The following is a 13,442-nucleotide window of genomic DNA, read 5'->3' as shown; positions in this document are numbered from 1 at the left end:
ACGAGAAAACGTGAGCCGAATCGGTATGGCGATGAGGTGCTATCGTGGCGCCGAGGTCGGCGTCGCGGGTCGCAACGGGGCGGCCGTCGCGCCAGGGGGCAGCGGCTTCCGGACCATGATGATTTCGTCGAGGTCGCCCGCGATCTCGTCCCCGATGATGCGATCGGTGGAGCTGGTCCGCATGGCATCCTTGTTGACCAGGCTAATCACCTGGGTTGCCGAGGTCGACTGGCCGTCGGCCGTGCTGCCGTGGGCCTTGACGACCCACTGGTTGTCGGTCGCTCGCGTCCAGGACGCCCCGCCGCGACTGCCGTCGGCGTTGAAGATCCAGGAGCGAATCCGGTGCGTCTGCGGGTCCCAGGCGATGACCATGAGACCGCTGGTCGAGGGCTTCCCCTTGACCTGTACGTTGTAATCCCGGATGAGATACGCCTTGCCCTGCCCCCACCGGACAGTCGTGCTGACCTGGACTTCGTCGGACTCATCAACCCACTCGCCGATCATCCATTCCAGCTCCTTGAGCCTCTCGTAGGGCGTGAGGCTGTCGGCCGGCGCGGGGTAGTCGCGGATCTCGTCGATCTTCCAGGCATCGCCCTGCCGCGCGAGCACGGCGACGAACCGCTTGGCGATCGTGGACTCTCTGGGAGCAACCAGCCGGGCCACTCCCTCGGCCTTCGCCACTTCGGGCGTGATCTGCCGGACCCGTTCGATATCGGCCTTGAGCGTATAGGGCGACTGCTCGGCGAATGCGTCGGAGAACTCCTGGGTGATGGCCTCGCGCCCGCTCGTGGCGACGTTCTCTGAATCGATGAGCTCGCCGTTCTCCGTGAAGAACGCGGCGAGCTTGGTCGCATCCTTCTGGTTGTACGTGGCGACGTAGGCGGCGACCGTCTCCCGTACGGCCTTCTCGGCGGCAGCCGTCGGGGAGGAGGCCGGGGCGGCGGCCCCGGCCGGCCCAGTCTGGGCTGGGGAAGTCTTCGCCTTCTCAGCTTCGGGGGGCCGCCCGGATTCTTGGCAGTAGCCAGTCGGATTGTGAGCACCGATCAGTGCCATTCCGATCGCGAGGGTCCGCATAGATCGAATCATGGTGGCAAATCCTGGCTACGACCCGGTGACATCGGTCGTGAGAACTTTCCTCGATGATGTCCCGCCGGTTAATTAGGAAGGGCTGGTTCAGACGCTAATCCGCCCCGCCTCGCTGAACAAGGGGCTGCTGAAGGATAGGCCCCGTGGTATTTGGTCGCAGACCCCGCCGGTCCAGCGCGTGATGAAGGGTCGCTTCGTCGGAGCAGTGGCTCACCGGGTGAGCCGCGGGTCGTCATCCTTGAAGACCTGATAGCCTCCGGCATCATCGACAAAGACGACGGCCCCGCGACCGCCCACCGTTCCATGAGTCACGCCTACGACCCTCATCTTCATGGGGAACCGCGCCTCGTTGAAGTGATGGACAACGCTTCGATGCCGGACACCGCGCGAATTGCGGTGAATCGATCGCTTCGCTGGACGACTACGCTTGGCCGGAGTCCCGGCCGCAGCGGTAACAGGGGACAGAGGGAATGGCACGAAGATAGGGCACAAACCGTTGGTCCGCTGCCTGCTTGGCCTCCTAAACCTTGGACGCGGCGATCTCGTTCGCCCGGTCCGCTTTCTTCATGCGGTCTAGGACGACCGCCCCGACGATCACGGCGGCGCAGAAGACACCAACCCCGACCGAGAGGACCGGGAAACGATGCGGCTTGTGCACGTTTTGTTCGCCGTCTCGGGCACCCGAAGGTTTGGGCGGGATGGTCAGGACCGTTTCCCAGGCCGGGCATTTCACACGCTTCCCGGCAGATTCGTCCTTGGCTCGCAGTTGCTTGCCGCAATGGCCATTGATGGGGATGGCCATGATGTGACGATCCTCCCGTGACGAGCGGTTTGATGCGGTTTTTTTCTAGGCTGGCAAAGCCTGATTGATGAGCGACTCCTCAAACGATCGCAGGTAGGCCATCGGGTCTTGGTGGAAGCGGCGGCCGAGGGTTCGCACGGTCTGTCGTCGCTCGAGCGAGCCTCGCAGGTCACGCCACGTCTTCAGGTTAGAGTGAGCGCAATTCAGTAGCGAAAATCCTGGCTCGAAGCGACGGGCCAGAAGAAATTCGCCGGTTTCGCGGTCGATGAGCCGAACGACGTCCCCATCCACGCGGACCTCGACCGGGACCGCGTCCAGGCCGACCAGGGCATCGGAGAGGGGCGCTGCTGTCCCTGGCCGTCTGCGCGCTGTCGTTCGCGATCGCCATCTTACTGATCCTGGACCACCCATTTCGGGGGATCATTCGCATCTTCGGCGAACCGCGACGCGTCGCCCTGGAGCAAGTCGGGCGGTGATTACCGCGTTCGATGAAGGTCGCGGCGAGCGGAACCGATGGGTTCCGGAGCCGAGTCCGCGGCGGGCCGGTTGACCGCCGAGAATGGTTAGACTTAGGTGCGGCCCGGAAACCTGTATATTATGGATGGCCGGACGATGGGAAGGGGATCGGCGTACGGCCGGCTCATCCTGGTCCAGGCGGGCGTGGCTCCCGATCCACATTACTTGGCACGGCGAGCACCTGCATGCCTTCGCGACCATTTTACCGGCGCTATGGCCGGGCCATCCTCCTGGTCGCGGCGTTCCTCATCCCCCTCATCGGCTGGGGCGTGTATGTAGGTGTCCGCAGTAATTCCAACGACGTGCGCGACTGGCTGCCCCTGAAGTATGCCGAGACACAGCAGTATCGCTGGTTCCAGAGCCACTTCGGGGCGCAGGACTTCATCGCAGTCAGCTGGCCCGGCTGCACCCTGGACGACGATCGGCTGGACCGGTTCGTTGAGCAACTGACCCCGCGGCCGGTGCAGGACCCGGATCCTCTGCTCATCGGGGAAATCCACACGGGGCGATCGTTGTTGCGTATGCTGACGGGCCCGCCGGTGAATCTGGACAGGTCGCTGGCGATCGAACGCCTGCGCGGCGTCGTCATCGGGCCAGACGGGCGGCAAACGTGTGCCGTGGTGTTCCTCCCGGCGGCGATGGCCGGCCGGCTCGATCCCGCGATCGGCCGGATACGCCGAGCGGCCGCCGGGGCGGGCGTCCCACCGAGCGAGGTGCGGCTCGGCGGGGTCCCCGTCATCAACGACGCATTGAACCGAGAGAGCACGAATTCCCTGGTGAGGCTGTTCAGCCTGTCGGGCTTCCTGGGCCTGCTTATCGCGTGGCTCTGCTTTCGCGATCCCCGGCTCACCGTGCTCATCTTGTTCGTAGGCGTCTACAGCGCGGCGTTGAGTCTGGCCGTCATCCCCCTGACGGGCACGCCGCTGAACGCGGTCGCGATCACCATGGTCCCGCTGGTCTACGTCACAGCTGTGTCCGGGGCGATCCATCTCACGAATTACTACCTGGACGCCCTCGACGAGGGGGATCACGCAAGCGCGACCGATCGCGCCGTCATGCACGCGGCCGTCCCGCTGCTGCTCGCGGCCGGGACCACCGCGCTCGGCCTCCTGTCCCTCATCTACAGCGACCTGAAGCCGATCCGCCTGTTCGGGGTGTTCTCGGCGATCGGGGTGGTGATCAGCTCGGCCTCGCAGTTCTTGCTGCTCCCCGCCGCGTGGACGGTGCTGATGCCGGAGGGCGACTCGCGACGGCGACCGGGGCGCGATGAGGAAGCGTTGAACCCCGGGACGCACCTCGGGATCTTTCCGGGGCTCGGTCGGTGGGTCGTGGGGCGGCGTCGCGTCATCTTGTTCCTCTGCCTGGCCGCCATGATCGCCGGGGCGTTCGGGCTGCCTCGGATACGTACGTCGATCCAGCTCATGCGGCTCTTCTCGCCCAGCACGCCCGTCATCCCCATGACGCGCTGGCTGGAGGAGAAACTCGGCGCGACGGTTCCGCTAGAGGTGGTGATCCGTTTCCGGCCCGAGAGTCGGACGACCATGCTCGACCGGATGAGGCTGGTGGCCGCGATGGACGCGGCGGCCCGGCGATTGCCAGACGCAACCGGCTGCCTTTCCGCGGCGACCTTCGCGCCTCCGCTCCTGACGGAATCGGGGCGCCAGGGCTTCCTCCCCGGGGCGCTGCTGGAAGCCCTGCTCCGAGGGCGGAGGGGGCTCCTTCTCGCGAAAGGATGGCTGGCCGAGGACGGAGATCTGGAGGCCTGGCGGCTCAGCCTGCGGATCAGGGGGGTCGGCGATCTGGATTACGAGGTCCTGGCCCGGACCATCCGAAGCTCGCTGGAACCGCTACTCTCCACCCAGCTCGGCGCGGACCATCGGGGCGTGGATCTCATGATCACGGGGACCGCTCCTATCGTCTTCAAGGCGCGACGTTCGCTCCTGAACGGGATGCTCTTCGGTTTGGGAACCGACATCGCCTTGATCGTCGTGGCCATGATCCTGCTGACTCGTTCCTGGCTGACCGGCGCCGCGATGCTGCTCGTGAGCGTCTTCCCCACGACGGTCATCTTCGGGTCGATGGGCCTGCTCGGACTCGTCGTGGATATCGGATCGGTGATGACTCCCTGCGTCGCCCTGGGCGTCACGGTGGACGACGTCATCCACTTCCTCCTCTGCCACCGCCGCGGTGCGCGCCGGGGGCTCTCGGCGTCGGATGCGACGCTGCTGGCCTACGATACGTGCGGCCGCGCGATCTTCCAGAGCTGGGGCATCATCGGCGTCGGGCTGTCGGCATTCGCGCTCAGCTCGTTCATCCCCACGTTTCGATTCGGCCTCCTGATGCTCCTCCTGCTCACGGCCGGGATGCTGGCAAACCTGCTCTTTCTGCCCGCGCTGCTCGCCGGCCCACTCGGCCGCGCGATCGTCAGGGCCCAACCGCAAATGGCACGCGATTCGCCAGATGCGCCTAGATCGCACGCCTTTCCCCCGAAGACGCCTTGTCAACGGGGCCAGAATCCGATAAAGACTCCCGACTGATCTTCAACCGAGCGTGATGGATCGGCCCTCGGTGGAATCCCCGAGATCCCGACCCGTCTCTGCTGCCCGATCGAGATGCCCTCCGAAGCCGGACTCGCGCCTCGCAGGTCCATCGTCTCGTCTCCCGGCCTGACTCGCATGCTTCGAGCCACCGCCACCCCGACGTCACACCTCGAACGACGCTCGCTTGAGATCTCGCGTCCCACGCGGCTTCGACTCGCTCCCGGCCGGGAGAGCGATCCGGCCTGAACAATTCGGCGAATGAGTCCAGTTCGCACCTGCCTCGCGAGGTCGCCATCGCTGGAAGGCGATCGGGCGAGGCGGTCGATGCGTCACGCAAGGAGGCGTGCCCAATGCCGCGGATCACTCGGAGACAGGCCCTCGCCATGGGTGGCTCGGCCGCGACCCTGCTGCTGTCCGGGGCCGGCGGGGGCGACGCGCCACCGACTAATTCTAAGCATCCTCACATGAGCATTAACACTGGACGCGTCCGCCTCGTGGACGGAATCCCCGTCGAGGGGTTTGCGGCCCCCGAGTTCCAGCCGGTCCTCCGGGAATTCGAGCGGAATTTCCGGGAGCGGGGCGAACGGGGTGCGGCGTGCGCGATCTATCATCGCGGGGTCAAGGTCGTCGACCTCTGGGGAGGATACCGAGCTTCCGACACGCTCGATCCGTGGGAGGAGGGCACGCTCGCCCTGGTCTTCTCTGCCTCCAAGGGGATGGCGGCCGCCGCGATGACGGTGGCTCATGCTCAAGGACTGTTCGACCTGGATGAAAGGGTGGCCACGTATTGGCCCGAGTTCGCGGCCGCGGGGAAGAATGAGATCACCGTGCGCCAGTTGCTGTCCCATCAGGCCGGCCTCGTGGGGCTGGATTGCCAGCTGAATGCGGACATCATCGGCGAGCATGACCGCATGGCGGAGATCCTGGCGAGGCAAACGACGGCGTGGGCGCCCGGAGAGATCCACGGCTACCACACGCTCACGCTCGGCTGGTACCAGAACGAGCTGATTCGTCGCGTCGACCCCCGAGGCCGGAGTCTCGGGACATTCTTCCGCGACGAGATCGCGCGGCCGCTGAATGTCGAGTTCCACATCGGATTGCCATCGAGCGTCCCCGATGACCGTGTGGCGACGGTCAAGGGGTATCGACGCATCGCGCTCCTTGGAAACATCAGCAAGCTGCCGCCCAAAATGATCCTTTCGGGGATGTGGCCGCAGTCGCTCGTGTCGAAATCGGTTCGCTGCCTGGGGATCGACAACCCGGCCAGCGTCGGCGATCCCGTGCTTCGCCGCGTGGAAATCCCGTCCGCCAACGGGATCGGACAGGCCCGGGCGGTCGCGAAGATCTACGAGGCGCTCGCAAGCGGCGGACGCGAACTCGGCCTCACGCAGGAGACGTTCCGAGAGCTGGTCGCCCCCGCGAGAGAGCCCCGAAAGGGGACGCAGGACGCGATCCTCAAGATCGACACCCGCTACCACATGGGCTTCTCGCGCCCCAGTCGGCATATGCCGTTCGGGGCCTCCTCGAATGCCTTCGGTTGCCCCGGAGCGGGAGGATGTTTCGGGATGGGCGACCCGGACGAAGGGCTTGGCCTGGCCTATGTCACCAACGAGATGGGTTTCCAGCTGTTCGACGATCCTCGCGAGAAGGCCGTCCGAGACGCCTGCTACGAATCTTTGGCTGGGTTGAGAGGGCGCGAGCGTCCCCCCCAACCGGGTCGGCCGTCGTCGGCCTCTACACCATCGCCGCGCCGATCGACATGATGGGGTGAGGGGCAAAGCAGTCCGGCAGGAACCGCCGCAGCATCTCCGTGAAGATGACGGGTTGCTCCAGGGAAGGCGCGTGACCGCACGCCTCGATAAATTCGAGGCGAGAGTTGGCGATCTTGCTCTTAAACTCCTCGGCGACGGCCGGCGGCGTGACCTTGTCGTCGCGCCCCCAGACGATCAGCGTGGGGAGATCCAACCGCCGCAAGTCATCCCCGACTCGCCAGTCGCGGGTGGCTCGCGAGATGCGCAATAGGAAGCGCACATAGTCGCGATCCAGGACGGACTGATACCAGTCTTCCACCATCTCGTCGGTGATCAGGGCCTCGTCGGCGAAGATGTCCACCGCGATCGAGCGCACGAACTCGCGCGACGGCTTCGGCCGTTCGCCGCTGGTCAGGCTGCGCTCGAAGATCCCGGCGCTGCCGGCGAGCACGAGCCCCGCCACTCGCTCCGGGTATCGGAGGCACATCTCGATCGAAACGAGCCCGCCCAGCGAATTCCCGCACATGACGACTGGGGGAAGGTCGAGCGAGAAGATCGTCCGGGCGACGAAGTCGATCAGGTCATCCAGGGACTTGATGCCTTCAGACCGCCGGTCCGGACGCCTGTCCAGGGGGAGTTGCAGTGCGACCAGGCGGTAGTCGTCGGCCATCGCTCCCATGACGGAACGCCAATGTTCGGGCGTTCCGAAGAGACCGTGAAGGAACACCACCGGTTTGTCACCACGACCCAATAAGAGGAGCCGGTCGCTCCCGCTCACAGCGTGCTGATCCGAGTGTCCTGCCGAGTAACTCATGATCCACCTCAGGTCATGGCGCTCGCTGAAGGCGGAAGAATGCGGTCGTACCGCAGACGCCAAGTTCCGCTGCCCGTGAGGTTTGGCTGAGTACAGTATATCAGCAATTTTGACAAAATCACAAAATCGGTGGTGTCCTAAGTGGTTCATTCGGCAAGTGTCCTGACACCGGGCACGGCGGCGACTCCCAGCGTTCGCCGAGGTCGATGGCGGCGACGACCCCAGAAGAAGGGGTGACGGTGCGCGTTCCAGTACGACGTGGCTCGTTCGACCGCCTGGCAGATCTCCTCGCAGGTCTCGAACCGGCGGCCCTTCAACGCCAGGCTCCGCAGCACCTTCCACCACGGATCGATCAGGTTCAGGTAGGCCACGTAGACCAGCTGGAAGACGAACTCCCACCGAGGATGGGCCAGGCTGAACCGCAGCACGTCGGTGGCGCGGTGGGCGCTCAGGTTGTCGAGGATGGCGTAGACCCTTTCGATGCCCGCCGGGACTCACGCCTCGACCTGGCCGAGGAACTCGACCCAGTTCGCCGCGGACCGGCTCGCGAAGGGATGCGTCAACGCCTCGCCGGTGGCCGGGCGGAAGGCGCCGAAGATGTCGCCCTTGCCGCGCCGCCCGTAGTCGGCCTCTTGGCGAGCGCGGCCGGCGGGCTGGCGTCCTTCGGCATCGGCCCTCGGCTTAGTGCGGATGGGCCGTTGGCCGCGGAAACCTCTGGCGCTCTCGGGGCCCATCTCGTCGAGGCAGACCACGACCGAGCCGCCCCGAGGCGTCGTATCGAGCGTGGCGATCTCCCCCTTTTTTCGGCGAATTCGGGATCCACCCGCTCGCCGAACCACGTCTCCTGCGAGCTCCAGCGGAGGCCCTCCTCCGCGAGGATCTCGTCGATCCGGCTCCGTTTCATTGGGATGCCTTTCCGCTCGCCGAGGTAGGCCTCCAACCGGTCGAGCGTCCAGCAGCCGAAGGGCAGGCCCAGATCCTTTGGTGCGGTCAGCGCGACGGCCACGACCTCGGCCCGCTGCTCGACGGTGTAGGTCGGCGGTCGGCCGGCGCGGGGCCGCTCCTGAAGGCCGGCCATGCCCAGTTCGTTGAAGCGACGGATCCAGGCATAGGCGGTCGGCCGCGAGCAGCCGAGGGCCGCAGCGATGGTGGGGGCCGATCGGCCGTCGGCGGCCTCCTGGACGATGCGGGCTCGCTCGACCAGGCGGACCGGGGCGGTGCGCGAGTGGAGCAACTCGGCGATGGCCCGCCGCTCCTCGGGCGTCATGGGGCGGAGAAGGACTCGGGCGGCCATGGTGAGGTCTCCTGAGAGATACCTCCATCCACCTGCAAATCACCTGCCGGATGAACCACTTAGCTGCTCGGCAAGCCCGACAATGATGCCCTCGGGCCCGCGGATGTAGGCTAGCCGGTACGTGTCCCCGTACCGCATTTCGCCGATAAGCTCGGCCCCGTGGGCGAGCATGCGCGCAACGAGAGAGTCAATGCCATCGACAGCGAACATGACGCGACGGAAGCCCAGCGTGTTGACCGGCGCGTCCACTGGCCCAAACCTGATCGCGTCGGGCGTGTGGAACTTGTCCAGCTCAATGCCCTGCCCATCGGGGGTTCGCATCATCGCGAGGGTGGCCCGGACATCTTTGAGCCCGATCAGGCTCCCGACTGATGGTCCTTCGACCGTGGTCTCGCCCTCGAGCTTGAGGCCCAACTCGATGAAGAACCCCTTAACGGCTTCGAGATCGTCGACAACGATGAGAATGTTGTCCATTCGTTGAATCGTCATATTCTCCCCTTCCTCGTTTGCCCGAGATGCCTCCCATGAACGCTAGCGTCTCCTGACGATCCTGTAATGCACGGCCGCTTCGGAAGCCTCGAAGCCGGCTACCTGGTAGTCCTCCTCCGCCCCCAGCCCGCCCAGGAGCCGCTCGCCTTCCCCCACGAAAACTGGCGCCATGACCAGGTGCAGTTCGTCGAGGAGCCCCGCTTTCCAGAAGGCCCGGACCGTGGAGACGCCGCCGTTGACCTTGACGTCCTTGCCGCCGGCCGCGGCCTGGGCTTGCTCCAGGACCTGTTCCGGCGAGCCGTCGACGAAGTGGAAGGAGGTGCCGTTCCCGAACTCCAGCATGGGCCGGGGATGGTGCGTCTGCACGAAGACCGGGTGCTTGAAGGGAGGGTTGTCGCCCCACCAGCCCTTCCAGTCCTCATCGGCCCAGGGGCCGCGAAGGGGGCTGAACATGTTGCGGCCCATGATGGAGGCGCCCACGCCCTCGAAGGCCTTGGCCGCGTAGCTGTCGTCCAGACCCGTGGTGCCACCTTCGCCGCCGACCATGGACTTGAAGGTTTGGGTGGACTTGAACCAGTTCATGATCTGGAAGGCGTTCTTGCCGAAAGGTTCGGACTGGCTTTGATGGAGGCCGGCTCCGAAACCATCCAGGGAACAGGCAAAGGCGCGAACCACGACTTTAGGCATTTTAGGTTCTCCGAAGAAACGTCAAGCGTCACTGTTTGAGAGATTCGGGCACAGGGGATCAGAGGAGCCTCAGTCGCACCCGAACCCCTCGGGCGGCCACCCGAGCCACACCCGTTCGCAGGCCCTGACTAGCCCTGTCGATGATCCCTCAGAATCGCCGAATTGGCTCACTCGTCTCCCGACGGGCCATACATCCCCGGGACCGGGATGTCGTTCAGCCGGAGGTAGACGCAGAGGATCGCGCGGTGGTGGATCATGTGGTTGATGATGATTTGCCGGAGCACGGCCGACCTGGTCATCGTGAAGACCGTATTGCCCGCGTGCAAGAGCGTCCACGGTTGGGCCATGTGCTCCTCGTCGGCCCGACCAATCCCTTCCCTCGCGGCCGCAACGTTCCGGTCGAACGACTCGAGAATCTCGCGACGGCTGGCGGCCTGGGGAGTGACGTAAGCCTCGCCTCCAACGGGGGCGATATCCAGCTCAGTTGTTGCCAGCGCGTGCACGAGCCAGTCGGGGATGTTCGTCAGGTGATTGGCGTTCCAGCCGATCGTGTGGGACTTCGGATGGGGCTGCCAGTCGAGCTTGTCGTCGGGAACGCGCTCGAGCACCTTGCGGGTGTTCGCCATCTCGTGATCGAACTCGGGAAGCAGGTTGTCGGCGTAGGACATGGGTTTCTCCCGCCTGTGACCAAGACTGGTTGCCGTGATCGACTCGAAGCGATCCCGGAATCGGGGATTGAAACCATTCATCGGCAGAAAGTCAACGGTTGTACACCGTAAGTTTCGCTTGGGCGATGGCCAGGCTCTTCGCGAGGCCGAGCCCCTGAAGGGACTTCCGGCTGCGCCGCTCCGAGGGGCTTCGCCTTCCAGCCATAGAATCACATAGTGTTTGCGCCAAACTTTGGGCCGGTGAGGCGGCTCGAAAACGACGTCGGGAAGTATGGCCCGGCGGCCGGTCCGAAGCTGTTCCACGTCACGCAAAGCCGGGCAGCCCATGCAGGCGTCGGAGCCCGGCTGCGGAAGAAGATCGGCTTCCTGGAAGGGCGGACACCTGCCCCCTGCCCCGGGAAAGGCGGCGGCGTATCCACTGTTCGAGGATGTGGCTCCGGGGATCACCACGATCACGCTGGCCGCAGCGCAGATGGACGCCTGATCGGCCGACGCGAAACACGAGCAGATCGCTTCGCCCCGCGGCCACGGAGAGCCGGGGGCTTTTCATGCGAGATCGACGGGACACTGACCGGAGCGGTTGCCGCAGCGATCGGGGAAAAACGCCTGGCATTACACCTGAAAGACGAGCCGTCCGTGGTGCTGCCAGGGGCCGCCCAGGTACTCCCAGAGGTCGATCCCTTCGACACGGGCAACGCCCGGATTCCACTCGCCGCCAATCGCGACCAGACTCTTGCTCGCCTCCTCCGCCGTGACCTTGTTCTGGATCGTCACATGCGGCTTGTAGGGTTGCCTGTCCTGTGCGGACAGATCGGCGTGGAGGCGGGTTGCGAGTTGGTTCCTGATCGAGAGCAGGCATTCGGACTCGATCCGGATCGCCACGCCTCGCCCCAAGGAATAGGGTCTCGCCAACTCGACCTCGAAGGACCGAGGTGCGATCTCAGCCACCGCCCCTTCCAGGATGGTGAGCGATTCCGCAGTGAGCTTGTGGAAGAGAGTCACATGCGCGTCGAGGAAGTTGCGGGCCGGCGGGAAATACTGCTTTCGAAGTGCGTTCAGCCGATCCAACGCCTCATCGTCGAGCTTCAAAGTCGCAACAAAAGATGGCGGCTGCACTGGATTCCTTTCCTCCTGAAATCTCTCCTGCGTGACATTAGCAAGGATGGGGCCTACGGCATCGACGGGTAGACGATGTCGCTACCACGACAGCAGCGAAATCCCGGGCATCCATGCTTATCGACGATCCGCCCCACGGTTCCAGTAGATGCGGACATTGTGCGTCTCGCGGCCGCCGGCGACGAGGTCGATTCTGCCGTCCGCGTCGAGGTCGCCAGCGACGAGGTCCTCTGCCGCGATCCCCCCGTCATCCACGACTGACTTCTCGAATACCAGCGGCAATCGTCGGTCAGCCTTCGGTGCGTAGACCAGAATGCGTGAGCCATTCGGAGGCGTCGCCAAATCGTGGTTCGGGTCTCTCTGTGCGACGACCACCTCGTCGGAGCCATCCCCGTCTAGGTCGCAGCACCACAAGGCGTGCCCGCCCGCGACGTCCTCGTCGATCACGCGGCGTTCCCAGGCTCCGCCGTCGTTGGGGTGATAGACCACCAACCGCGACCCATGCCAGGGCTCGATCGTGGCGAGAAACCTGCGGCCGCTGGCCAGCTTGCCGAGACGCACCTCGCTCACTCCCTTGACGGGGCCGTTCGCCTGCTCGCCTTCTCCCACCTTCTCGCGCGACCAGTGGCCTTTCGCGTCGCGTCTGATGACGAAGACCCCTTCCCAGGCGGCGACCAGCAGTTCCTCGCGGCCATCGCCGTCGAAGTCGACGACCTGGAGCCCGTGCGCCGTGTGCAGGCCCTCGTCGGCGACCTCCGACGTCCATGGCTCCGATTCCGGTCGTGCCGGAACGCGGAACACCTCGATCTTCACGCCCGGCCCGGCCCCCCAGTCTGGCTCCTTGACGCCGCGGCCCTGCAGTGGGGCGACGATGAGTTGCTGTCGCCCCTCTCCGAGAACATCGCCGAACCTGAGGCGGTGCAACGAAGGGACCGGCGCCACGTGATGGACACGCCAACGATCCGATCCCTTCTCCCTCGACAGCCAGGTCAGGCTTTCGGTGCCCCTCAAGCCGAGCGGCCCCCAGCCCGAGCCGACCGCGAAATCGACCCTCCCGTCGCCGTCGACGTCGCCGGCCTGGATGCAGACATTGTCCGGCTTGGTTTGCTCTCGCAGGATCGTCTCACGCTTCCAGGTTGGGTTGGCATACCAGAGGACGGCATCCTCGGTCGCGGCAATGACGTCCTGCCGCCCGTCGCCGTTCACATCCGCGAGGCAAAGCGCGTAGCAGACCTCGCCGACATTCGCGTCGATCTGCTGCATCTTAAAACGGGGCACCTCGGCGATTGCCTCGCGGGCGATGAGCAGGAAAAGTCCCGTCGCGATGGAGCTGCGGATTCGGCTCATAACCTCTCCGCACGGGAGGAAGGCGAGTCTGCGGGGCTGACGGCTCGAGATCATAACTGGCCGGACGCGGTGTTGCGCCTCGGCCGCGGACCACGCCATCCGTGCCCGATGGATCGTGGATCAGCAGGGAGTCGGGGCAACCGGGATTGGTCGTCGCCTCCGGCCCGCCTTCTACCGGCTTACGCCCCTCGAGCCGCGATGCGTTCGCCTCTGATGAGTCATTGTCTCTGATGCGTGCAGGATGTGAAATATCGCAATATCCCCCCTCTTGACAATGAGACTTTGCCTCGCAAAGCTTGGCGGAAGCTGCGAAGTGAACTGGAGGGCGGGGA

13 protein-coding genes are annotated in these 13,442 nt (G+C 65.2%); 2 read left to right on the top strand and 11 right to left on the bottom strand.

Annotation, left to right across the window (positions count from 1 at the left end):
• Positions 1 to 39 precede the first annotated feature (39 nt).
• The 3 genes from EP7_RS11290 to EP7_RS11280 all read right to left on the bottom strand — a co-directional run bounded on the left by EP7_RS11290 (position 40) and on the right by EP7_RS11280 (position 1,888).
• Positions 40 to 1,086, bottom strand: a complete 1,047-nt coding sequence (locus tag EP7_RS11290; protein ID WP_463527949.1) for a YybH family protein — start codon at positions 1,084 to 1,086, stop codon at positions 40 to 42.
• Positions 1,087 to 1,296: 210 nt separating this feature from the next.
• Positions 1,297 to 1,419, bottom strand: coding sequence for a hypothetical protein (locus EP7_RS11285; protein WP_463527948.1), 123 nt, complete (start codon positions 1,417 to 1,419; stop codon positions 1,297 to 1,299).
• A gap of 187 nt (positions 1,420 to 1,606) precedes the next feature.
• A complete protein-coding gene (locus EP7_RS11280) occupies positions 1,607 to 1,888 on the bottom strand; it encodes a hypothetical protein (protein WP_463527947.1) in 282 nt (93 codons plus the stop codon).
• Between the two features lie 701 nt (positions 1,889 to 2,589).
• Between EP7_RS11280 and EP7_RS11275 the strand changes: the two genes are divergently transcribed.
• Both EP7_RS11275 and EP7_RS11270 read left to right on the top strand, forming a co-directional pair.
• A complete protein-coding gene (locus EP7_RS11275) occupies positions 2,590 to 4,941 on the top strand; it encodes an efflux RND transporter permease subunit (RefSeq protein WP_463527946.1) in 2,352 nt (783 codons plus the stop codon).
• Positions 4,942 to 5,294: 353 nt separating this feature from the next.
• Positions 5,295 to 6,707, top strand: a complete 1,413-nt coding sequence (locus EP7_RS11270; RefSeq protein ID WP_463527945.1) for a serine hydrolase domain-containing protein — start codon at positions 5,295 to 5,297, stop codon at positions 6,705 to 6,707.
• On the opposite strand, the gene EP7_RS11265 is transcribed toward EP7_RS11270, so the two are convergent.
• The 8 genes from EP7_RS11265 to EP7_RS11230 form a co-directional block, all read right to left on the bottom strand.
• The gene (locus EP7_RS11265; protein ID WP_463528408.1) at positions 6,679 to 7,509 is read right to left on the bottom strand and encodes an alpha/beta fold hydrolase; all 831 of its coding nucleotides are present in this window, start codon (positions 7,507 to 7,509) and stop codon (positions 6,679 to 6,681) included. The two genes, EP7_RS11270 and EP7_RS11265, sit on opposite strands and share 29 nt — an antisense overlap.
• A 146-nt stretch (positions 7,510 to 7,655) precedes the next feature.
• Entirely contained in the window at positions 7,656 to 7,937 is a 282-nt protein-coding gene (locus EP7_RS11260) for a hypothetical protein (protein ID WP_463527944.1), read from the bottom strand.
• 131 nt (positions 7,938 to 8,068) lie between these two features.
• Positions 8,069 to 8,803: a helix-turn-helix domain-containing protein gene (locus tag EP7_RS11255; protein ID WP_463527943.1), complete on the bottom strand. Its 735-nt coding sequence runs from the start codon at positions 8,801 to 8,803 to the stop codon at positions 8,069 to 8,071.
• A 39-nt stretch (positions 8,804 to 8,842) separates the two neighbouring features.
• Positions 8,843 to 9,292, bottom strand: a complete 450-nt coding sequence (locus EP7_RS11250) for a VOC family protein (protein WP_463527942.1) — start codon at positions 9,290 to 9,292, stop codon at positions 8,843 to 8,845.
• A gap of 42 nt (positions 9,293 to 9,334) precedes the next feature.
• Positions 9,335 to 9,979, bottom strand: a complete 645-nt coding sequence (locus EP7_RS11245) for a dihydrofolate reductase family protein (RefSeq protein WP_463527941.1) — start codon at positions 9,977 to 9,979, stop codon at positions 9,335 to 9,337.
• A 167-nt stretch (positions 9,980 to 10,146) separates the two neighbouring features.
• On the bottom strand, positions 10,147 to 10,647 hold the full coding sequence (locus EP7_RS11240) for a DinB family protein (RefSeq protein ID WP_463527940.1): 501 nt from the start codon (positions 10,645 to 10,647) through the stop codon (positions 10,147 to 10,149).
• A gap of 612 nt (positions 10,648 to 11,259) precedes the next feature.
• On the bottom strand, positions 11,260 to 11,763 hold the full coding sequence (locus EP7_RS11235; protein WP_463527939.1) for a 2'-5' RNA ligase family protein: 504 nt from the start codon (positions 11,761 to 11,763) through the stop codon (positions 11,260 to 11,262).
• Positions 11,764 to 11,880: 117 nt separating this feature from the next.
• Positions 11,881 to 13,110 (bottom strand): FG-GAP repeat domain-containing protein, encoded by a 1,230-nt coding sequence (locus EP7_RS11230; RefSeq protein WP_463527938.1) that lies wholly within the window; start codon positions 13,108 to 13,110, stop codon positions 11,881 to 11,883.
• Positions 13,111 to 13,442: the final 332 nt, after the last annotated feature.

The sequence above is a fragment of the Isosphaeraceae bacterium EP7 genome (assembly GCA_038400315.1).
Classification (GTDB): Bacteria; Planctomycetota; Planctomycetia; order Isosphaerales; family Isosphaeraceae; genus EP7.
The sequence above is the reverse complement of the archived record's forward strand: the minus strand, read 5'-3'. Positions and strand labels throughout refer to the sequence as shown.